This window comes from Bradyrhizobium sp. CCBAU 11434 (assembly GCF_028128895.1).
Classification (GTDB): Bacteria; Pseudomonadota; Alphaproteobacteria; order Rhizobiales; family Xanthobacteraceae; genus Bradyrhizobium; species Bradyrhizobium zhengyangense.
The window spans coordinates 1-22,385 of record NZ_LBJX01000079.1 but is presented as its reverse complement, the minus strand read 5'-3'; the positions used below and the strand labels follow the sequence as shown (position 1 = coordinate 22,385).

17 protein-coding genes and 1 pseudogene are annotated in these 22,385 nt (G+C 58.7%); 7 read left to right on the top strand and 11 right to left on the bottom strand.

Annotated features, from left to right (window positions below; translation table 11 throughout):
• Positions 1-911: 911 nt before the first annotated feature.
• The 10 genes from XI06_RS16975 to XI06_RS16935 form a co-directional block, all read right to left on the bottom strand.
• Entirely contained in the window at positions 912-1,550 is a 639-nt protein-coding gene (locus tag XI06_RS16975) for a dethiobiotin synthase (protein ID WP_271605941.1), read from the bottom strand.
• 1,086 nt (positions 1,551-2,636) lie between these two features.
• Positions 2,637-3,086, bottom strand: a complete 450-nt coding sequence (locus tag XI06_RS43865) for an AAA family ATPase (RefSeq protein ID WP_271605940.1) — start codon at positions 3,084-3,086, stop codon at positions 2,637-2,639.
• Complete coding sequence (locus XI06_RS43860; RefSeq protein ID WP_271605939.1) at positions 3,083-3,307, bottom strand: AAA family ATPase; 225 nt, start codon at positions 3,305-3,307, stop codon at positions 3,083-3,085. Before XI06_RS43860 ends, XI06_RS43865 begins: the two co-directional genes overlap by 4 nt.
• 74 nt (positions 3,308-3,381) lie before the next feature.
• A protein-coding gene (locus XI06_RS16960; RefSeq protein ID WP_271605938.1) for an IS3 family transposase occupies positions 3,382-4,571 on the bottom strand; the annotation gives its coding sequence in 2 pieces (ribosomal slippage) (positions 3,382-4,322 and positions 4,322-4,571; 1,191 coding nt in all).
• Between the two features lie 391 nt (positions 4,572-4,962).
• Complete coding sequence (locus XI06_RS16955) at positions 4,963-5,253, bottom strand: hypothetical protein (RefSeq protein WP_271605937.1); 291 nt, start codon at positions 5,251-5,253, stop codon at positions 4,963-4,965.
• 90 nt (positions 5,254-5,343) lie between these two features.
• Positions 5,344-5,547 carry a hypothetical protein gene (locus XI06_RS16950; protein WP_271605936.1) on the bottom strand — a complete coding sequence of 68 codons (204 nt, stop codon included), beginning with the start codon at positions 5,545-5,547 and terminating at the stop codon, positions 5,344-5,346.
• Positions 5,548-5,862: 315 nt separating this feature from the next.
• A complete protein-coding gene (locus XI06_RS16945) occupies positions 5,863-6,195 on the bottom strand; it encodes a hypothetical protein (protein WP_271605935.1) in 333 nt (110 codons plus the stop codon).
• A 391-nt stretch (positions 6,196-6,586) separates the two neighbouring features.
• On the bottom strand, positions 6,587-6,799 hold the full coding sequence (locus tag XI06_RS43855) for a hypothetical protein (RefSeq protein WP_442869456.1): 213 nt from the start codon (positions 6,797-6,799) through the stop codon (positions 6,587-6,589).
• Entirely contained in the window at positions 6,792-7,082 is a 291-nt protein-coding gene (locus XI06_RS16940; protein WP_271605934.1) for a DUF4760 domain-containing protein, read from the bottom strand. The genes XI06_RS43855 and XI06_RS16940 overlap by 8 nt, the downstream gene beginning before the upstream one ends.
• A 411-nt stretch (positions 7,083-7,493) precedes the next feature.
• Positions 7,494-7,949 (bottom strand): hypothetical protein, encoded by a 456-nt coding sequence (locus tag XI06_RS16935; RefSeq protein ID WP_271605933.1) that lies wholly within the window; start codon positions 7,947-7,949, stop codon positions 7,494-7,496.
• 782 nt (positions 7,950-8,731) lie between these two features.
• On the opposite strand from XI06_RS16935, the gene XI06_RS16930 reads away from it, so the two are divergent.
• The 6 genes and pseudogenes from XI06_RS16930 to XI06_RS16905 all read left to right on the top strand — a co-directional run bounded on the left by XI06_RS16930 (position 8,732) and on the right by XI06_RS16905 (position 15,044).
• On the top strand, positions 8,732-8,920 hold the full coding sequence (locus XI06_RS16930) for a hypothetical protein (RefSeq protein ID WP_271605932.1): 189 nt from the start codon (positions 8,732-8,734) through the stop codon (positions 8,918-8,920).
• A gap of 197 nt (positions 8,921-9,117) precedes the next feature.
• Entirely contained in the window at positions 9,118-10,227 is a 1,110-nt protein-coding gene (locus XI06_RS16925; RefSeq protein WP_271605931.1) for a hypothetical protein, read from the top strand.
• Between the two features lie 721 nt (positions 10,228-10,948).
• Positions 10,949-11,368 (top strand): SET domain-containing protein, encoded by a 420-nt coding sequence (locus XI06_RS16920; protein ID WP_271605930.1) that lies wholly within the window; start codon positions 10,949-10,951, stop codon positions 11,366-11,368.
• A 517-nt stretch (positions 11,369-11,885) separates the two neighbouring features.
• Positions 11,886-12,437, top strand: a complete 552-nt coding sequence (locus tag XI06_RS16915; RefSeq protein WP_271605929.1) for a MarR family transcriptional regulator — start codon at positions 11,886-11,888, stop codon at positions 12,435-12,437.
• 175 nt (positions 12,438-12,612) lie between these two features.
• Positions 12,613-13,104 (top strand): hypothetical protein, encoded by a 492-nt coding sequence (locus XI06_RS16910; RefSeq protein ID WP_271605928.1) that lies wholly within the window; start codon positions 12,613-12,615, stop codon positions 13,102-13,104.
• Between the two features lie 594 nt (positions 13,105-13,698).
• A pseudogene (locus XI06_RS16905) lies at positions 13,699-15,044 on the top strand (IS5 family transposase).
• A gap of 1,063 nt (positions 15,045-16,107) precedes the next feature.
• Here the strand turns inward: XI06_RS16905 and XI06_RS16895 are convergent.
• Positions 16,108-18,228, bottom strand: a complete 2,121-nt coding sequence (locus tag XI06_RS16895; RefSeq protein WP_271605926.1) for a prolyl oligopeptidase family serine peptidase — start codon at positions 18,226-18,228, stop codon at positions 16,108-16,110.
• A gap of 2,842 nt (positions 18,229-21,070) precedes the next feature.
• On the opposite strand from XI06_RS16895, the gene XI06_RS16890 reads away from it, so the two are divergent.
• Positions 21,071-22,363 (top strand): MFS transporter, encoded by a 1,293-nt coding sequence (locus XI06_RS16890; protein ID WP_271605925.1) that lies wholly within the window; start codon positions 21,071-21,073, stop codon positions 22,361-22,363.
• Positions 22,364-22,385 lie beyond the last annotated feature (22 nt).

Here is a 22,385-nt window from a genome sequence, read left to right as displayed (position 1 = left end):
CCGAATAGCGCGAGCGCCGCAATCCCTAACGGCTTGTTCAGGTCGGCTCAGGAGAAGACGCCGACCGGGCTGGTCGTTAAAAAACTAAATTGCCATCGCGTGACGCACCTAGCCCCAATGGCGAAACGCTGACGGGGCTCAGTGATGAAGCTATCAAACGCGGAGCCATCAGAATCGGCTCGTCCGCGCGAACTGAGGCCTAAATTGACGATCGCTGCGACAATCCTCCCCCGTAGCTGATGGTGCAAGCCTTCCCAGGACGATGCGGTCGACAATGGGCCGCTTCGCTCGACGGCAAGACACAGCGACGCCGACAGGGGTCATGGGCCCGGCTGGACTCAGGCGAGGTGATCAATGTCACGAGGCATTTGCCTGCCCCTCTGCGGCAGCGGGATACGACGAACACGGCATCGAAAGATGCTCGGCCACTGGCACGTGCTGTGCAGTGCGTTTGTTGCCTGGGACTTTCAGTGTTCCAGTTCGGGAATAAAGCGTGGACGTGTTTTCCTGTTGTCTTTGCTCGGGACAACGGGCGCGATTTCGCAACAGGTCAAGGTAGGAGGAACTATTGAGCGACGAAGTAGCTCCGCAACAATCCAGGTTCTTCGTTCGAATGGGGACCACCGGCTGGATGGTTTACGATCGACAACGCAAGGGATGGCACTGTTAAAGGATCACAGCTTGGCCGAGAAGCTGTCCAAGGAACGGGCCGAACAAATAAAGCAGACACTGGTTGATGGTTAACTGATGAACATGATCCTTGAGATGAGCCTTCGATTCGGGAAATGAAAGTTCACCCTAAGGATCGTCTTCAGATCGGACGCCGCAACGGCTGCGGCTAAAGAGACCGGGCGGTTGTTACCTGCCTTGAAGCGCGCGTGCATGCGGATGCCAAATTGACGACTTCATCTTTAGCGTCCTGGGTTGAAATCATCGGGCCAGAACGAGGTCTTGAACGCAGCTTGCAGAGTGTCTGCCGACAAAGGCGTGATCCAGGGCAGTCGCCCTAACCAACGCACCCGTCCAATCTCGCAAATTGCTCTCACAGCATCTGAATTCTTTTCTCCAACGAAAGCGACTCCAAGAATGTCGATGTGGCGCCTTCGCAGCGCCTCTATGGACAGCAGTGAACAATTGACCGCGCCCAGAGTTGAGCTCGCACAGAGCACGACAGGAAGTCGCCATCTCTCCAAGAGGTCAATGTAAAGAGAGCCGCAATTCAGCGGCTCCATTAGTCCGCCGGTACCCTCGATCACGAGCGGCTGCCCTCCGGTGTCCGGCACGTCCAGCGAATCCGTTTTGATGCGAACCTCGCCAATTTCCGCGGAGTGGCGCCAAGCTGCCGTTTGAAGTCGGTAACGCTCAGGTACGATGCGATGCGACGGAAGATTGCCAAGCCGAGCGACGCGCTCTGTGTCGGTTTCTCCTTCGACGCCGGCTTGTATCGGCTTCCAAAATTTCGCACCGAGGAGATTGACGAGTCCTGCGCAGAACACCGTCTTTCCGATGCCGGCGCCTGTACCGGTCACCACAATCCGCTGCTGGCTCATTGAGTGTGGCCTCTTGTCTCCCACCGCAGTGTACGCACCTCATCCTCCACGATTTCAGTGTCAGCTCACAAACTGCGCCAGTCGTAAGGCCCGCCTCGCGTTTGGGAAGATCGGCAGTCTACGTTGGGCGTACGACCGAACCCTTGAGCGAGACCAGCAAAAGGCTGCTCAGCGCGCTTTCGACCATTTTCTTCTTTCTCAACGCCAAGCAGCCGCCGCACAATCATGCAAGACGCCGATGGCGGTCGTTGCCGACGCCACTGGCCTGAAAGGCCTGCTCCGCATGGCCAACTGATAGGCTGAACCATAGACGTTTCGCACTCGGACCATCGCGCTTCCCGGAAGTTGCGTGTCATGCGTTCTGACAGGTCAAGATTGTTTTTCGGCGCACAAATATTGTCCGGATCGGACGAAAGCGTTCACATCCGGCACGATGTATCCCAATCGATGCAGAATTGTACGATTCGTACCGCAACGATCAGTGACTGAATTCCATTGGTATGGCGCCGTTGAGACAGTGCGGAATCACCTTGTCCGGAAAACATTGATCGACGCATATCACCCTGCAACGGAGTATTGCGCGTTCCCGCGCGCGGACATCCATCGAGCACGGAGCCAGAATAAGGCACATTCAGATGGTTTTGGCACCCAGCAGGTCATGTCCCACCTGTTGGTGTAGCTCGGTAGAGCAAAGCCGCCTGCACCCGAACGCCACAACGCCGTAGCGAGCGGCCAACGAACTGTGAAGGCTGGATGCTCTGAGGTGCTCACGCGCGTTGATTCAGGTCTGAAGGGCTAGCGAAATCAGAGGCGCGGCACCGAAACATTCCGAGCAGCGCGGCGCTCGACGTAGCAGCGATGTCAGCTTTCATCCTGATTTCCGCGCGGCGGAGCGAGACCCGTATGGGTTCACCGGAAAGCATCCGGCTCATGGTCCGTCTGAATGCGCTGGCGCACGAGCCGCCTGCGGGATTCCAACTCGCCGGTCAGCTCGCCGCCGATCTAACGTCGGCCAACTGACCCATTTCGGACCGCTGCGCGCCCACTTTGTGGCCGCTCCTGCCTGCCCCTTGTCGCGGCTCACGGTCAAGCTTGCTCGGCCCGCGATCCACGTCCCCTCATCGGCAGCATATCGTCCAGCGCCTGATCGATATCATTGCAGATGCTCGTTTTGCCGCCATCGCGCGCGATCGACGATTGCGCGATGCGCCGCATGAACTCCTTGATGAAGGCGGCGCTGACGCCCTCGCTCTGTCGCACGGCTTCATTGACGACAGCCTCAGTGAGTGGCAGGCGTTTGCCATAGAGCCGCACCAGCTTGTCGCGGCCATGAGCATCAGGTAAAGGCACCTCGATGATCTGGTCTATCCGGCCAGGCCGCGCCGCGAGCGCGCCCTCGAGCTCTTCCAGTCGGTTGGTGGTAAGTAAGAACAGGATGTCGGCGTCCTCCTTCAGCCCATCCATCTCATTGAGCAGCTTGTTGAGCAGCACTTCTTCGCGCGCGTCTCGCATCTCATTGCGGTCGCGCGCGATCAATCGACGTCCTCGATCACCACTAATACCGGCTGCAACAGCCGGGCGAGGTTCATATATTCACCAAGCGCACCGACCTCCTGGGCTGCCATTATCAGAGTGGTCTGATCAGCCAGGTTAGTTGCGAGGTATCGGATCGTGTGGGTCTTGCCGGTGCCGGGCGGGCCATAAAGCAAGATGCCCTTGCGTGTCGACTGGCCGAGCCGGCGCAGCGCATCGCGCATTCCGACAAAGCTCAATACATTTCCATCGAGCAGTTTGAGCACCTTTTCGGGCAGGATGACCTTGCCCCCAAGTTTTATCCAGTCCTGAGTTCGCCCCGGCTGTTGGATTTACCCGAATGGGCGGTGGTAGCGACGGGAGCTGGTGCGGAGCCATCGTCATAGCGCAGCGCCAGATCCCGTCGCGGGTTGCAGGTGAAGGCAAACTCCGATGGTGTTTTCCATCCGAGTTGCGAGTGAGGTCGCGTATCGTTGTAGTCGGCCCGCCAATGTCCGAGTTCGACGCGGGCCTGGGCCAGCGACGTGAACAGCGTCTCTTTCAACAATTCGTCTCGGAGACGGCCATTGAAGCTTTCGATGAACGCATTCTGCGTCGGCTTGCCGGGCGCGATGTAATGCCAGGCGACGCGGCTCTGATCGGCCCATGTCAGGATGGCGTTGCTGGTCAATTCGGTGCCGTTGTCGCTGACCACCATTTTGGGCTTGCCGCGCTCGATGATCAGCCGGTCCAGCTCCCGCGCCACCCGGGAGCCCGACAGCGAGGTGTCGGCCACCAACGCCAGGCATTCGCGCGTGCACTCGTCGACCACGGTCAGGATGCGGAAGCGGCGGCCATCGGTGAGCTGGTCCGAGACGAAGTCGAGCGACCAGCGGTCATTCGGCGCTATCGGCACCACCATCGGCGCCCTGGTCCCGAGCGCCCGCTTGCGGCCACCACGGCGACGGACCGCGAGCCTCTCTTCCCGGTAGAGCCGGAACAGTTTCTTGTGGTTGACCAGATAGCCCTCCCGCCTGAGCAGAACATGCAGGCGCCGATAGCCGAAGCGACGGCGCACCTCGGCAATCGCTCTCATGCGTTGGCGTAGGGCCGCGTCATCCGCCCGGGTCGTCCGATATCTGATGGTCATGCGGCAACAGCCGATGGCTTTACACGCCCGCCGTTCGCTCATCTCGTGGGCCTCCATGAGATGGGCGACAGCTTTCCGCTTCCCCGCGGGCGTCACCACTTCTTTCCCAGGAGGTCCTTTAACGCAGCATTGTCCAGCATGGCGTCGGCCAAAAGCCGCTTCAGCCGCGTGTTCTCATCCTCCAGCGTCCTCAGCCGCTTGGCCTCCGAGACCTCCATCCCGCCAAACTTGGCTTTCCATTTGTAGATGCTGGCATCGCTGACGCCGTGCTTCCGGCACAGATCGGCAACCGACACGCCAGCTTCGTGCTCCTTCAAAATCCCGATGATCTGCTCTTCCGTAAAGCGGCTGCGCTTCATGCTCTGGTCCTCATATGGGCCAGAGCGAAGTTCAATCTGGATTAAGTCCAGGGGGCAAGGTCAAGGATCACGTCCGCGCGGTCTATCCGGGGCCACCGATGCACCGTAACGCCGCGCGAACGGCCGCTGTAATTCGGACCGCTCTCGAGGGACAGGATCTTGCCACGGTACGATCCGGCGGATTGTACCGCTCTCTCCAGTTCAACGAAGCAGTGCTGCGCGAAAGACTCGCCGGCCCCGCCGGCGGGCACCGCCACCTCAATGTGCATCATCTCCTCTGGGCCTGTCCCGCATTGTTGCGCCAACTCGCGGTAATAGAACAGCACGACTGCGTAACGGAACTCGTTCGCCTCGGATACGGAATTGCGCCGTCGAATTCGATGCAGGACACCTATTGCTTTCCTCGGCACGATGGTGCGACCTGCTCAACGGCTTTGCGAAGATTTTCCTTATCTCCCAAGGCAAGCTGCCTGTCGGTGAAGGTCGATGCGACGGAATTGCCAGCGCAGTTACAATAGCCGTCTAGTTGCGCGTCCGTGAACCCAGCGTTGATCACCGCATTTCGTTGCGAGCGGAGGCAACCTGCTTTGAAGGCCTTGGTGAATTCGGCACGTGCGTCGCCTTCAATGATTTCGTCGCGAGCGAAGTAGACTGAACCAAAAAATCCTAAGAGAAATTCCAACTACGATCAGGATACCAAAGAAGACCGCAGCCCCCTGGACTGCGCTGGCACTTGATGGACGCAAATTGGGCCGTCTCACGGTGTTGCGTATCACGGCAACCAAAAGAAAAGGAGCGGCAGGAGGAGGAGTTGGCCGATCAGTTCGCCGATCAATCCAACAGTTGGTGCGTATCCGATGTTTGCCAGGAACCAACTTTGTGTCGTGAAGGCGCTGATCGCTAGCACGAACGATGCGATGGCTAAGCCTATTGTTGCAGCCCTCCACAGGCTCCATTTGCTATCGACATGCGCCAACGGAATATCCGCTTGGAGCGGAGGTGGTGAAACAATTGTCTCTGGTTTGGGATCTGGTGGGTTAGGAGGGGCCCAGAACTCCCGCACTTCACGAAGCAGTACCCAATTCTCCAAGCCGGGTCGCCGCTAATGGTACCATCGCGCAAGCCCATCAGCAGTTGTGATCGTCGGAGCGGCCCGCGCTGTGCCCCGTTGATCAGTACTTGCCAGATTGCATCTTCCTCTGACGACATTGAATTCCCCCACCCATCTTGACCGGGGACACTACAGCACGCGCGTGTGAGTTGTGAAGTAGCGCACGGGTATCGGTCACTGTTATCGTTCTCCGGGCCACCACAACGAATGCGGGCTGTCGGCAGAACTCTTGATCGCCCGCAGCGCCACCAGACGCGATGACTGCGCCAGTCCCTGAAAGGCGAGCATGCGCTTCGACCATTCGGCAAAAAGATTGGGCAGACTACCTCTGGAGTTTCTGCTCTGCGAGCTGAGCATCTTGCAGAACATGGCGATGGTGTCGTCAGAGCTGAAGGTGTCGTTGGCCATGGCGATGCCCTTCTCGGCGCCGAACTGATATAACGCGGCGTAATCATGCTTTGCGGTCTCGGCGCGGACGGTCGACCCAGGATGCAGCTCCTCGAAGCTCGGCATCGGGGCGCCCTTTTTGACACGCACAGGAAGCGAGACCGGGCGTATCCCTCGTAGGCTACGCCGATTGTCGTGGCGGTTTTCTCCGGGGTCTGGGACCAGGTGCAATTGCAACAAGGCCGGCGATGGCGGCGAGGACGGCGTTCTTCACGGGGGGATCTCCAGCGGCAAGCGGCGGGGTAATTTGCCCTCCCGGCGCGAAGCGCTCGCTGCCAATGCCCTTTTGCCGTCGGGGGAGCTGGGGCTCCAAAAAAGAGTGGGGGTCTTTTTGCAGGCCCCCTCCACATCGCAAGTCGAACTGGCGACGTGGTCCACACGTAAATCAAAAACCCAAATATCCTGACGGCGTCCCCCGCTTTTCCTCTGCGCCTCAAAGGACCCGCAACCCACGGGCTCATGTCTTCGCCGCCCGTCGCTTTCTCTCCGACCAATCGATGTTTAGTTTATGCAGGTCTGAGTATGCGTACTTGTTTATCCCTCTTGGTGAGGAAATCGAGTACAGGCTGGCCTCACCGTAATTGTTGGTGAGGGTATCAGCCCAGTACGAATAGCAGACCTCCGGGTCCAAGACTTCCTCCCGGATGCCAACGGCGACAAGTTCATGCACGTTTAGGTATTTTCCGGATTGAGAGATATTGCTTGCGCGTCTCCTCGCTAGAGCAGAAATGCTCTGCACTAGAAGCCTCCCTCATCGCCGCGACGCCGTCGTGGAAGTGGTCATACGCCGTAATCATCTTTTCGTCTGTTTCCGTTTTGAGGAAAAGATCGAAAGCCGCGCGGCGTCGCGCAATGCTTCGCTGGGATTGAATTGAACGAAACGCCAAATATCCCGCGGTTGCCGCGATGAGTGCGGTGATCCACTGCGGAACGCTTCCATAGTCCAGAGCCATTATCTCCCCACTGTGAATTGATAGCTACCTTGGAATGAGCCTATGACCGGCGGGTTAATGCTTCGGGTGATGACGCGGCCGCTGCTATCGCGGGTCGTGACCGTCCCTCGACTGTCGGTCGAGGAGCGAGCGACGGTCCGACCGCTCGCATCGTAGTAGGTTTTCTGCTGGACCGAGGCCGTGCCGGAAAGCGTCGCGAGCGTTGGCATGGCTGTGCGGAGCTGGATCATTCGGGGAACCTAACAGGCCACAGCGCGCCCCCGCCATGCGTTCGTTCGAGCTAGGAGCTACCAGCGACCGGGCACCGGGCACCGGGCCGACGCATCAGCGGGCATGGAGAGGAAAGAGACAAGGACGTGATGTCGCCCAACACTCAGTGGTGATTTGCCGCGAGCCCCATCTATCGCCCAGTCATTTCAGCTCGCAACCAAAAAGCGCCATAGCAATATCTTGGTCTGTTACGTGGTCGTTTGGGAGGACCTGTGCCCTCATAGTCCGGTAAACATGGAGGTCGGCCTTGGTGGCAGTACATTCTTCGTGGTGAGTTTCCCTCACAAATGCTGCGAGTGCGCTGACTACCGCGGAGGGGCTAAAAACTACAATACGAAAGGCGGCGTCACGGATCTTGAGGTTGGCATCTTCTATCGCCGTATTCTTGTTGGGGTTGTCGTCTGGTATTGCCAGTGCTCGTTGCCAGCCTGCTTGCCCTTTAGCCAAATCGGCATACGCCGATAGCTGAGTTTGCAGCCGCTGCTTGTTGGTTTCGAGTTTGTCGCCGAACTGGTATGTAAGCGACCCGCCAAGGACGACGCCAACCACCGTAAACAAGCCGGCTACAATCACTGGGCTAAGACTTGACTTGTCCATAGGAGCCTCGGAAGGCGTCTTCGCAAGTCGTTACAGGGGGCAGCAGCATTAGTGTTACCGAGCTGGCCCGTGTCAACCAGAGAATGTGCGGTTGGCCCAGCGCCCTCACTGGTCCGTTTCCTGGGCCTCCTCGCTACCCAAACCACCGGGGCGACCGCAGCGCACGACCGGGCTTCCACGGTGGACACAAGCCCCTTTAGCTTTGATTTTATTGATGTTTTCCGGAAAAGAATTCCCTGCGCAGAGGTTCTACAGCATGTCAGCTCAAATACGCCCTGAGAGGAATGAGTATTACTGCATCCTAGAGAGAACCCAGAAGGGGAATCTTGACATCACCGACCGGCTAACGTGGTTCCTCGACTAGATCGCGCCTTCGATGGCGCGGACATTATTCTCGACGGCATTCTGCGCAAGGCGGACTTCTGGGCCGTTCACGAGCGTCAGCGGCTAGTGCTCAATCGCCTCTTCAATGGATTTGAAGGAAAACTTACGTCGTCGAAATGGGCGAAACTTACGCAAGTCTCCCAGGCTACGGCCGCGAGGGACATCGACGAACTCATCGGCCACGGCATCCTCAGGAAGGACGCTGCTGGCGGCCGGAGTACAAGCTACTCGCTTATAGATTTGAAAACCTGATATGGAAGTGACACTCGGGAATAGTTGCCGCGCCGTATCCTGTTAATTGAGCCAGAACGTTTTTGTCTCCCGGCCGGTCCTGCCCTCGCGGCAACCCAACCTGGAGAATGCAATGCCTGCAAAACTTAAAGCCAAGAAGCCGAGCCATGAGGCCTTCGTCATCACAGGAGAGTGCGTTCTGGACCAAAAATCGGCGCGGTCTGCATGACGGCAAGGGCTTCAACGTCGATCTGATCGCCGTACCCGTCGGCGGACGGCTCGTCATCCGACGTGCGCAAGGAAGCCACCGGCTGATCATGTATGGCCGGCAAAGGTCTGAACCTTTTTTGGTTTAGGTCGTCCACAGACCCCGCGAAGATCGGAAGGCGCGCCAATTGAAGAGCAATCCGGCATCTCGCCGCGTTTCTCGAGCAAAGTCTGGCGACCGGGCGGGCCCGTTTGGCTCACCGAATTCTCTGACTGCGTCAGCTTGTCGACAGCTGGTCCTAATAGAGCGAGAACGAGAGAGCGACACACTCGAACGGAGGGGGACATGGACCCATTTAACAGCATCAACCCTTTCGACTCAAAGTTCTCTGCTTACAACGCCGCGGTGCCGCAAGCGCAACCGCAGCAAGCGGAGTTTGAGCCGTACTTGGATGAAGTGCCGCAGCTTGGTACCTCTGCCATAGCAGAGGATCCGGTTTCTGCTGATCCCTACTATCCTCATCTGTCCGAAGAAGGTCTCAGGCTCGCCGAGGCCTTGGGACTTGAGCACCAGAGGGCCGACGGTTCTCATTCCGAACGCGCAGTCACCGGAGGCGAAGCCGCCGCTGCCCTGATCGGTGAGGACTACACTGGCCAGTTGAGGCCCGCGAAGAGGCAGAGGACACTAGGTCAGACGGAAGGCGATGCCATTGAGCGCCAGCCAAGCGACCCTAGCAATTCAGCCGCTCGCGAGCTGATTGAAGGCGCCGGCGCACCCTTTCGGGCCAGCCGTCCATTGATCCTTCCTGCGGAAGACTACGCTCAGGATCTGCTGTGGACGATGCTGGAAAACGCCGGCTCATCGTCTCTCGAACCAACCGAGCGTCATGACCACGCCGTGGATTCAGGAGCGGCGGTTCGTTCCTTCAACTCGCGGCAGGACGACCAGCGCACGTCAGGCGCGCATGAGGGTAGCAGCGTCCCGCCGAGCCAGGACAGCCCACCCGCTCCTTTCATAGTTCATAATGACCGCTTCACGGCGCTGTTCGTGCCCGCGGCAGCGATGAGGGGCGGCTCTCCACTCAATCTATCAGGCGCACCCATTCATTTCGGATCTCGACCGGAAAACGTTTCGCAGCCGAGCGCACAGCCGGCGAATCGGCCCTCACCAGCACTGTTTGCACAGACGATGGAGCAAGCCGCTCCGGCGTCCACCAGAGCTGAGACGACGCCGCCCGCGGCCCGCGAGATTTACGCCGCATCATTCGCCGTTCCTGAGGGCTTTTCGCACGGCACCCAACCCGCCCCAATTTCGATGATCTCAAAGCTCGGCCGCTGGGGCCTCTTGCCGGACGCAGAGGAGCCGATGAAGCAATACGACATTCGCGGCGAGCGTTACACGGCCCTCTTGGGGCCGGGAGGCTCCAATGACGTGCGGCTCATCCATCATCCATAGATGTAGACACCAGGGACGGTCACTACGTGAGGGGCCGCTCCAGATAACTCGGGTAGCGGCTTGTTGATGGACGATAGCTTGCTTCAGCGACTCTTGCGAGCTTAGTGGGGTTCAGGGCGGTGCCGATAAGCACTGCCGGTCCCAACCAAACTTGCGGGCGCCATCGCTTAGCGGCTCCTTGTTGAGCCGAACAGCCATGGCGCCTTTTGTGTTTGTGAAGAGCGTGATCACGTCGGCGGGCTGGGTACGGCGAGGTGAAGTGCAGAAAAATCGAAGGCGACTGCCGCCCCCCCTCACGGGCCCACTCGTCGCTACAATGTCTGCCCATGTTTCCACTTTCATTCTGTTAAGGTACAGGAACGAATGGGCATTGACGCATTCTTCCCCTGCTTTTGAAGGCCTTGTCGGCGGCTTGCAGGGTCGCGACAAAGTCCAGCGCGCCGCCCTCTGAGAGTCCACAGGTCCGGTCGCGCGACGCGATCTCGCCTCCTTGATCGGCGCGGATCCTTCCCCAGAATCCCACCGACTTGCAGCCCCTTTCCAGCATCACCACAATAGTGGTGCCGCGGAAGGCGATCCCGCGCATCGCAGCCGAAACGAATGCCGAGGAACTCCAGATTGTGATGAAGACGCGCAGACGAAGCTACCAGTTCATGCAGGAGATTTCGCAACTGCCGTCAGTTAGCTTGATGGGTGTTAGTGACTTTGGGAGATTTCTTCGATGTTGATTATTGAAACTATTTTGAAGCCAGACCAGTTTGGCGGGATTGGACTTTTCTCCGCGACCCGTTTGCCTAAAGGCGCGTTAGTTTGGGTTCACAACCCGATCGTTGACATTGCGGTGACGCGCGAACAATACGAAACTCTAGCTCCAACATTTCAGGCTCTACTTGATAAGCATGCCTATCCGAGAGACTACAAGGTTGATGATGGTGTCGTAGAGTATAATGCTGACAACGCTCGCTTCATGAACCACAGCAGTCATCCAAACACATATCATGACGAACATTGCAGAATTTTCACAGCCCGCGACGTACGCCCTGGTGAAGAACTGACTTGCAATTACTTGTCTTTCGATCCGGGGTGTGACTTATCGTGGAATAGGGAGCTATTGCCGAGCGTTGGTGCCGCAGCGGCCTAGGCGGTGATAGATTGGAGACGCAGTCTGGCGCACTTCGATTTCCTCGGCGAATTATCACCCTGGAGAGTTTCGGCAACTAAGTGGCCATCGACAGACGCCAGCTTTTTCGGGTTGTCTGGTCGAGGTTGAGGTGGCGCAAACGCAGCCTTGTTCGGCAGACTTCGCTTGGGCGCAGCGAGCAGTGGCACGTTGTGAACGTGCTTCCGATGACAGAGCGGACTCGCGACTTTCAGCGCCTTAGACGCTGTAACTGCATCAAAAGCAGTTCATGACGCCGGAATTCTGCATGTAAAACTTAGTTTTTGAGTAATTTCACCGGGGCGAGTGTGTGAAGGTGCTTTACAACAGGCAGCTTCGCCACCGAGTGACCGGTAAAAACGGTTGGTACGGAAGGCAGTTTGGTGTGGATTATTTATTGACCCGAGATTCGACGCTTCGAGGTAAGCGCATATGTAGTCCCCGCCCACTGACCTCTGCTCGCCCGGAATAGTTTAAGGATGGGGCTCCCTGAAATCTGATGCCGTCCAAGCTGCCAGGATCGAAAAGACGGCTCGGGAAGAGCCTTGCCGTGAGTCAGGATGTGCTCAGGCGATTCACGTGGGAGATCAGAGCCATTAATGTGTGTTTGGACGACCTTCGCTATTTCCAAGCGCATGCGCTGGGCATTGCTGCACCACAAATGATGATCTTGATGGCATTGATCGACTTGGAACAGGGCGACGGTGTTCCGGTCAACGCGGTTGCAAAGTTGATGAAGGTTGAGTCGGCCTTCATTACGAAGCATTCGAAACAACTTGAGGATAGGCGATTTGTGCGACGCGAGCGCTGCGCGAACGATGCACGAATCGTCCACCTGTCGCTAACAGATTGCGCTCGCAGTGCACTTGCGAGCATCGCGGCTCAGCATGAAGAACTGGATGAGTTTGTTTCTGGTTATCTCGATATTGCGGACTTTGCAAAGCTGGCTAGTTGCCTTAGCGGAGTCAGGCAACGACTGGAAAAGGCGCGCCTGCACGCCGCGTTGAAGATGCAAGAACCTTCAAGAGAGCAGCAGCTGCGGAACGCCTAACAGGTCAACAACTTGAGACCACGAACCTACTCGCCGCGACGCTCACAGCGTCCCACCCAATTCATGGATCGGCAGCTTGGATTTACTCTGCTGCTCTGTAACAGCTCGAGCCGGAGCCGTAACAAGCGCGCCGGATTGGGCGCATCGTGCTCTTGCGTTTTCATAGCAATTTCAAATGACCCCTATTGAAGCAATCAAACGTTGGTACGTGTCCCTGGACGACGAACTTCAAACAGACATCGCGTATATGTTCGTATCTCTGACGCTCGGGGACTGGCAGTTTTCGCCTGCTGCAGCCGTTCGAAGACTGCTGCAATGGTTCGAACTGCGCAGCGCGGGCTCGGAACATGAGGACGCGTTAGCGGCGGTCGTGTTTCGCGCCTCGTTCGAATACATGTTTGCCGACCGCTTCACGGGCGCCGGCTGGGCCTTTCCCGAACAATTGTTCAAAGACGTGATCCGCGAGGCTGCTGAAGGGAAAGAGGCAAGCAAGATCGCAACGACGGCATTTCAATTGCTGCGGAACATTCCCGACCGAAAAACGAAATGGAGAGAGGCGGGTGAGAATTGGAATGCCTTGGTCAACTCGGTACTCAACAACGATGCGCTGAAGCAATGGACCCACGAGCAAATCCTGGCGAGCGACTTCGGGCCGACGCAAGACTGAAAATGCCCGCAAATATTGGAAGAGTGCCAATCCAGAAAGAAATTTCGTGAGACCAGCCAGCGCGACGATTAGAAGGGCAACTTCCAAAGAAAGTAGAAAAGCTGCCGAGGGCGTCCCAAAAGAGCACCGCCGCGACAGCGAAATACAGCGATCTAACCAACGGCCGATCTCCCTGAGAGATATTTGGCGATGTAGCATCACAACAAGCAGGACAGCGGCGGTTGCAAAGGCTCAGGCGCCGTATTTTTGCTCGGAATTGGCGCCTGGCGGCCGAGTGCATCCATACTCGCGCAGCCAATCAGACCGCGGGGCCGCCCTGGCTCAGCCACAGGGCGATCCGTGGCCAATCCACGCCCCGGAAAGAGGCTTCAATGTGACTAGTGCCTGCGGAGCGCGACCGAAGTGGCGCGAGACCGTGGGTACACAGTCGTCCGTGAAGAGTGGCTAAGCGATTGAGCTAGAATCGCATTTGTCGTTGTGGACTGTTTTGCATTTGCAGGGGTTTGATGCTTCGGGCGTCGGAACCTTGCAATTTCATTTTCAGGATTCCGTCGAATCGCCAACCATGATTCCGTCATCGCATCGGAGGTGGCGATGCGACCGAAGAAGCACAGGACGACGGGATCGGGCGATCTGTTCCGGGCCAGGCTGGACCAAATCATCAATATGAAGCACGAGCTGGTTCAGCTCGCCGGCAAGGTCGATTGGGACTGGATCGGCGGCGAGATCGCCCCGCTCTATAGCGAGAATGGTCGGCCCGGGATCGCGACCCGCTTCATGATCGGGCTGTTGCTGCTCAAGCACATTTACGGGCTGTCCGATGAGGGGGTGTGCGAGCGCTGGGTCCACGACCCATATTTCCAGTACTTCACCGGCGAAGAGTTCTTCCAGCACGCATTCCCGCACGAGCGCTCGGACCTGAGCCACTGGCGCAAGCGGCTCGGCGACAAGCTGGAGCTGTTGCTGGCCGAGAGCTTGCGGGTGGCACACGAGGCCGGCGCGTTACGCAGCCAGGACATCAAGCGGGTCACAGTCGATACCACCGTGCAGCCGAAGGCGATCACCTTCCCGACCGATGCCAAGCTCTTGCACGCGGCGATCAAGGGGCTCAACCGTCTGGCGAGGAAGCACGGGGTCAAGCTGCGGCAGTCCTATCTGCGCATTGCCAAAACCGCGACAATGATGGCGGGACGCTACGGCCATGCCAAGCAATTCAAGCGGCATCAGCGGCAGTTGCGCATCCTGCGCAGCCGACTGGGCCGGATCATCCGCGATATCCGCCGCAAGATCGAAGGTCAGGCTGTGCTTGAGAACACGTTCGCCCTCCCGCTCAGCCGGGCCTCGCAGATCCGCTCGCAGCAGCAGCGCCAGCGCGGCTTCAAGCTTTATTCCTTCCACGCCCCGGAGGTGGAGTGCATCGGCAAGGGCAAAGCAGCCGCGCCTTACGAGTTCGGCGTCAAAGCCTCCATCGTCACCAACAACGCCGTTCCCCCGGGGGCCTGTTTGTGCTGCACGCCAGGGCGCTACCCGATAACCCGTACGACGGTCACACCTTGCGGGACGTCATCGACCGCACCGAGACACTCACCGGCTGCGCGATCGAGCGGGCCTATGTCGACAAGGGATACCGCGGCCACGACGCACAAAATCCCCGACGGATCTTCATCTCCGGCCAGAAGCGCGGCGTCTTCGGTGTCATCAAGCGCGAGCTGCGCCGCCGCTCCGCCATCGAACCCATCATCGGACACCTGAAGGCCGATGGTCACCTCGGCCGCTGCTACCTCAAAGGCCGCGCCGGCGATGCGGCTAACGTCATCCTCTCAGCCGTGGGCCACAACTTCCGCCGCATCCTCGCCTGGCTCAGAGAACTCTTGTGCCTCATCCTGCTCCAGCTATGGCGCACGTTCGGCCGTCCCGCCCCGTTCAATTCGCCTTCTTAACGGACGACTACACAAAAGCGCAAGCAATAAGACGGCCTCCAACGGTCCGGCCCCGCGGTCAGAGGTTTCTCGAACGTCGGTCAAACCTTGCCGCAGCTTTCCTGCTATTTTCCCTGGCAGAACCTTATGGGCGCGGTTCGCCATGTTTGTGCGGGCTCGCGTAGCAGGCAAAATGTACGGCCGTTACATTCGCTTAGCGTGACGAACACCGTGCCCGCCAACATCATTGACGCCCTGGGAGACCTGCGTGATGCCGAGGCGCGCCGCTATCGAGGCATTGGAAAGCGCGCTTCGCGGCCGACTTCTTTCAGCCGATCGCACCTCGTCTCACCTGCGCTGGCGGACTCCAGAATTCTCAAAGCGACACCAACGCGAGCGCTCGTCTCGTACTGGGAAAGGCTCACGCAGACCTCATTGAGGACCGACCGTAATACCGTAGCTGCGTTCCACATTTGGAGAACCGTCCGGGTGACGCTGAAGTTGTGACGGCTGACAGACTGAGAGCATGTCCGAGTGGTCGCAGGAGTTTCCGTGGCAGATTGAGTGGGTATCGATAGCCCACGTATCATTGATCGACTGCAAGGCGGGTCAGCTTGCGGTAAGCTATCACAGATACAGAGCCCTTTGGAGTTAACGGGATGTGGCAGGGACAGCGCTATTGCTCCAGATCGATCAGCGCCGAGTCATCTTTCCGCTAGTCTCCACGGCAGTGCGGATGTGGTAGGGACTAGTTGGCTTGGTTTCAGCCCCCGGGTCGGTTAGCACCGAGCCGCGCCCGCACTGTTTTACATCTCGCCTCCGACCGATGGCGGTGGGTATCTCGACTAACGCACCGGTTTGCCTGAGGGCTGTTCACACGAAATGCCTCGTGGGTATTAACGAGAAATCTGCCTTGAGTGACCTACCCGAACTGATAGGCAGACTGAGGGCCTAGCTGATCGGTCGAATTCAGGGAGATACCGTAGTCTGCGGAGAATGAGCAAACACGGGCTTGCTGACGCCGATGCCGATAACGTAGTCCGCCGAGCGTCATCACCATCGAAGTAGATCTTAGTCCTCGACATCACTCATCGACAAGCCGCCGGGATGCATAGGTATATTCTAAAGCGATCCGGCGTGCCTGTTCAATGAGGTTGGCGGCGGCGCTATGTCCCCCGTCGGTATTCTCATAGTAGAGGTACGGTTGGCCCAGTGCAGCGAGCCTGGCCGCTGCCTTTCGGCCATGCGCTGGATGCACGCGGTCGTCCTTGGTTGACGTGAGAATGAAGGGAGCCGGGTAGGTCTTACCTGGCACCAACCTCTGATAGGGCGAGTAGGCCTCGAGCCACTTGCGCTGTTCGGGAATGGTGGGGTCGCCATACTCGCCGATCCAGGAGGCTCCGGCGCCCAGCTTGGTGAACCGCATCATGTCGAGCAGCGGAACCTGTAAGATGGCCGCATTGAAGAGCTCGGGTCGTTGGGTGATTGCGGTCCCTACCAGAAGGCCTCCTTGGCTACCGCCGACTACGCCCAGCCGGCGGGGAGAAGTGATTTTGCGCCGGATCAAGTCCTCCGCGACAGCAATAAAATCATCCCATGTGCGCTGCTTCGTTGCTCCCTGGGCAGTCTGGTGCCATTGGGGCCCGAACTCACCCCCGCCGCGCAGGTTCGCGACAACGTACGCGTTGCCCTGCTCGAGCCAGAGTCGTCCGGTGAGGCCCACGTAAGAGGGGATGAGCGGTGTCTGAAACCCACCATAGCCATGGAGAAGCGTTGGAGTTGATCCGTCAAACCTTGCGCTCTTGGGTCGCAGTAGAAAGTAAGGAATGCGCGTGCCATCGCGCGAGATTGCCTCGAACTGTTCGACAACAAGTCTCGAGGCGTTGAACCTAGGAGGTGTCGCCTTCAGTGTCTCAAGGCGTTCGGTTGCAGCATCGAAGTACCAGAGCGTCGTCGGGCTAAGAAAGCTGGAGACGGTGAACATCGCCTCGTCCGTTTCATGCGATGCTGCAGCCAGACCGACACTCGCATTCTCTGGCAGCGGGATCGGGGTGGCCTGCCAGGCGCCCTGATGGTACTTGTAGACGAACGCCTTACTCTGAACATTGTCGAGAATCGTTAGCACTAACAAGTTTCTTGTGGCAGTGAATCCGCTGAGCGCTTGTCGAGGCCCAGGCTTGAAAACGAGCGAGGGTCTGGCGCGCAGCGGATCCTGCTTCCATTCGACCAGGTCATACGAGATGATCGAGCCGGCTGAGAAGGGGGTGTCTCCAGACGGCGGCATCCAGTCTTCGTTGAGCGTCACCAGCAGGCGACCACTCGCGATGCTGCCGATGGTCGCCTTCTTTGGCAGATTGAGCTTAGTCGGCTTGGCCCCAATGAGAACATACTCACGCTCGAACGAACTAATGCCGCGCACGGCGCCCGTCGCATGGATCGTGCCTTCACTGTCGCGCAGCACGAATGGTGTGGCCCCGACATCGGTCGGCTCGCCACGGAAGACCTCGCGCGCTTCCGCGAGCGACTGACCGCGCTTGAGTTCCTTCACAACGAAAGGGTAACCGGCTTGGGTCATGGTCCCTTCGCCCCAATCTCGTGTAATCAGGACCGTGTCCCTATCTACCCATGTAACCTGCTGTTTTCCCTCGGGAAGTGCGAAGCCGTTCGTGAAGATTTTGGCGACTGCGTCGAACTCCCGGACGAACCCAGCGTCCTTCCCCCCATCGGACAGGTTTAGCAAGCATAGGCGCTCTTCAGGCGGAAGGCAGCTCACCCCTTTAAGGACCCAGTTCTTCTTGTCCGCGTCAGCTAGAGCATCCACGTCGAGGATGGTCTCCCATCGAGGGCTCTGGGTGCGATAGCTTTCAAGCGTCGTGCGCCGCAAGACGCCGCGCACCTGGTTCTCGTCCTGCCAGAAGTTATCGAGACCGCGCCGTCCCAATGAGACGTACGGAATCCGGTCCTTGGCCTGAAGAACGTAGAGGGCTTCCCCGTAGAAGCGCTGGTAACGTGGATCGGATTGGAGCGCACTGAGTGTCCTGTCGTTCTCGGTGTGAGCCCAAGCCAATGCGCGCGGCCCTTCGATCTCCTCAAGCCAAAGAAAAGGATCCTCGGCGCCTGTCGCAGGCGCTAGCGTCTGGGACAGTCCGGCGGCCATGAAACAGCTCATGGATAGCGACGCGGCGAGAAAATGCGAATTTTTCATGGGAGTGGTCCTGAAGTTAGCCAGCCGGACTTGAGCGTCTTCCTAGGTGAGTGGAAGCATTCGGAAGATGCATACTCGGCTTCAAAGCGCGGGCATGCGGGAATTGCGTCCGCTGGCTTTCGATGGAGCAGGCAGCGTGCCGCTTGAAGATTGGAGGTTCTCCAGGCGTTACCGGCCCATGTAAGTGTCGAATTTTGGACGTCCGGCTCAAACCTGACAATCTCAAACCTGACAATCGGTTTTTAGCAAGGACGGCATGTTGCGCATCGGCCGCCTTTGCTCATCGTCGCAGTACGTCAATCCTCGACGATCGCTTGCGCCTCCGTTCGGCCGCTCGCAACTCTGCTACGGGCAGCATCATGCGTCGATGAGTTTCAAGTTGTGGTGTGAAGTGCGAGCACAGGTTCGCACTTCGCGGCCTGCTGGCGCGTTTTCCGGCACCATCAGCGCCCCTGCGCGGCCACCGGTACTCGACGTGATTTGCCGCCTTGTTGGCTGCGAGGACTTGAGGCGATTAGCGTTGAGCACCGCTTTTGTCCGCCAGCCAAACGCGCAACCTGCGGAGGTTCGGTGGCCGATCCTGTATGGAAGGCGCTCGACGCTGCGATTCCTAAATTCCGCAGCGGGATCCCTTCTGAGCAACAGTGACCGCGGCGAGCCCCAACATCACGTCGCGGGTGAACCCGAAATGGAGACGATAGAGCCACCAGATTGCGCAGCACCGGTCGAGATCGTACATGGCGCGCGCGCGCCTTCTTGCTACAGCCATCGGCGCCCTCGGCTTCATTCCTCGTATAATATGGCAACCTCGACGTCTCCGTGCCGGCGCTCTCCAATTAAAGGCTTTTTTGTCGGTGATGTCTCGCTGTTCGCCGCGTGCACCTGCAATAGATGGTGAGGTGAGATTGATGTTAGTCATAGCGCTCTTTTCTGCGGTTCGAAGCTGTTTGCGCACGCCTATGTGCATGCGATGTTTCTGCGATCCTACGGAGAAGGCAGTGCTTGCAAAACGCCCAGAACTGGTAGTGCCAATTGACAGGATTTCGATCCGATAAGCCCGCCCATTCCCACTGCTACGCAAAGCGACTGCGCCACTCGCGATGATCGTTGCAGATACGTGACCTTTGCCTCCACCTCCTTGAAAATACCTCCGCGCCCACCAAGACTATGTAGGCTCGCACCGGCACCGCCTGCCGCCGCTCCCGCGTATGCCTTGCACGGTCACCCGTTTCGCCGCCCAATTTTGCGCGAAACAAGCCAGCATCGAGCGCTGGTCGGCGGCCGAGTAGCCCTGCCTGAGCGTGCTGGCAAGTCTCCGCCTCGCTGAGCAACACCGGACAGCTCGGCCCGCCGCAAGCACACCATCGTGCAGCGCTTGTTGAGATCGCTCAGACGCAAAGCAGGCGAGACGATCATTCCGCGCATGGCTAAAGGTGCGGCGCTGGCCGCAGTATTGGGCCCCTGTCCTCCGCTTCTGCGTGCCGTGGTGCAACCTCAGACTGGTCGACAGCCGTAGCTACATCACTCAAGCGAAAGTAACATCCTCAGGTAAGGCAATACGGGATGACGGGGCCGCCCGCACGAGAACAGACGAGAGCGCGCCTACGTGAGAGTCCGGGCAACCGCGGAGCGAACTGTTCACCTAAATAGATGAAGAACGAAATCGCTCAGACGCAAAGCAGCCGAGACGATCATTCAGGTGCGGCGGTGCCGGTGGTCCCCTGCGGATGGCACTGCGTGTAATGGGACTTCGCGACGTCCCCAGTGCCTGTGATCCTGCGCGCCATGATGGAACCTCGGATCGATAGCCGGGTCGAGCGGAATGCTACATTCTCAGGTGAGCCAATACGAACCGCCCAGTTCGTTCTGGCTTCTATTTACGCTCTGCGTCATGCAGATGGCGCTCGTGACAGGGCGCGCTTACAGGCAGCAGACATTTCAGCGCGACTTCGACACCGCGCGCACGAATTACGACGATTTTCCTTATTCAGGACACGAGTGAATTCTGTTTCCAACGGTCCGTGGGCAAAGAAACGTAGGCCGCATTCGTGCTCGCCCGTCCGGGCACACGAACGGTAGCCCCTACGTGTGGCGTCACTGATTTGCGTTAACAGCTCCCCAAGTGATCGATCAAAATGTACGGCCCTGAAACTGGCAGGCGCTCACCGAACGATTTGAGATCGGCACCGTCGGCCTCGAGGCCGAATACGCCGCGCCTTGTCCCGCCCCCGGGGGCGCCTCGCGCCGGAGATAGCCGAGATGCACGGCGAGCGGCGCCGAACGCACGAATGACGGACGGTCCGGGACTTGATTGTCGCTAGATGCGAGGGAGACGAGGACGCCCGTTCGCTGGCGACCCGGCCGCGGCCTTAGGTGGAGCACCTATAAAGTGGTGATCTTGCACGCGCGCGAGAAACCGCCGCAGGCGCCCTCAGTGGCGGCAAGCGCCTGGCGCTGAAGGGCGTGGCCCACCGCTCCCTAAGGTGTGGACGCAACCAGGCGACCTGAAATGGCTGGAGTCGTGGTCAATCGTCTTCGCTGCCCGCCAATTTGTTGCAAACTCGCCAAAGCCGCGCAACGTCTGCAGCGCCCAACAACTGCAGCAGGTTCGCATATTTGTCCTTGCCGGCCAGGCCAACCATCAGATCAAGGGCTAAATGGTGGCACAGAGACAGGCATTTTTATTGCAGACGTTACGGTGAGCTTCGTCGTGACACGCTTCAGCCTACATGGTGACTGGTGCAATCGCCGTGAGGGACGAGTTCGGCAAGTGGAATGCAACAGTGCGACCTACCTGGCCAAACTCTTTGGGGTCAGGGATCGCGCTTCAGATAGGTCGAGGATGTCGAGGCAATCTACTCGAGGGAGGCTGGAATCGGTCCTCGATCCCGCAGACGAACGCTTGACGAGCCGCGCCGTGTTGGGCGCAACCATCGGCAATATTCTCGAATTCTACGACTTCGGGACCTACAGCTTTTTCGCGATACAGATCGGCCAAGCGTTCTTCCCGGCGACCGACTCGTTCGCTAGCCTCATGCTGTCACTCGCAACCTTCGGCGCAGGTTTTGTGACCAGACCGATCGGGGCCATCGTACTCGGCTCGTATTCGGATCGGGCCGGCCGGCGGCCCGCGATGACCGCCAGCTTTATCATGATGAGTACCGCGGTCCTATTGTTAGCTATCACGCCATCGTATGAGACAATAGGGCTTGCCGCTCCGTCACTGGTCGTCTTCGCACGCTTGCTGCAAGGCTTTGCTCTCGGAGGTGAAGTGGGGCCGACGACGGCCTACTTGATGGAAGCAGCCCCCGCTGACGCGCGCGGTCTTGCTGTCTCCTTTCAGCCCGCGAGCCAGCAGATAGCTGCGACGGCCGGAGCGTCGGTTGGAGAAATACTCTCGCTTACCATGACAAGCGAAGCGCTCAATGCGTACGGATGGCGGATCGCGCTGTTGCTCGGCGCCGCTACATTGCCGTTTGGACTTTGGTTGCGGAGCGTCTTACCCGAAACGTTACACCAGCCCGAGGCGCACGTCCTGGTCACCCAGCCTGGAGGCCGATCGCGTGCCGATCGCCGCATCATGAGCTTGGGATTTGTCATCTTGGCCAGCTGCACGATCACTACTTATGTTATGGGATATATGACCACCTATGCGATGAACACCCTCCGCGTTTCCGCGCCGCTCGCCTTTGGTACCACGCTCATCACCAATGTGGTCGGAATTGCTGCAGCACTGCTGGGCGGTCTGCTCGCCGACCGTGCAGGTCGTCGTCGCATCATGATATGGCCGCAGCTCACTGCATTGCTGATGACCTATCCGGTATTCTTGTGGATTGCAGAGAGCCGCAGTGCCTTCGCACTTCTAGGAGGTCTCGGCGCCCTCAGCCTGATCGGAACGATTCCGTATAGCGCCTTCTACGTGAGCATGGCCGAAGGTTTGCCTAGGAACATTCGTGGTGGCGCCTTCGCGGCGATATACGCTTTTGCGATAGCGATATTCGGAGGCACAGCTCAGCCGATCGTCACCTGGCTGATCCATCTTACCGGGAGCGCACTCGTGCCCGCCTGGTACATGCTTTGTACGCCTCCGTTGACGGCCGCCTTGTTTGACGGAGGCGAGCGCTGCAGGTCCTAGGGGTAATCCTAGGAGAAGCGCT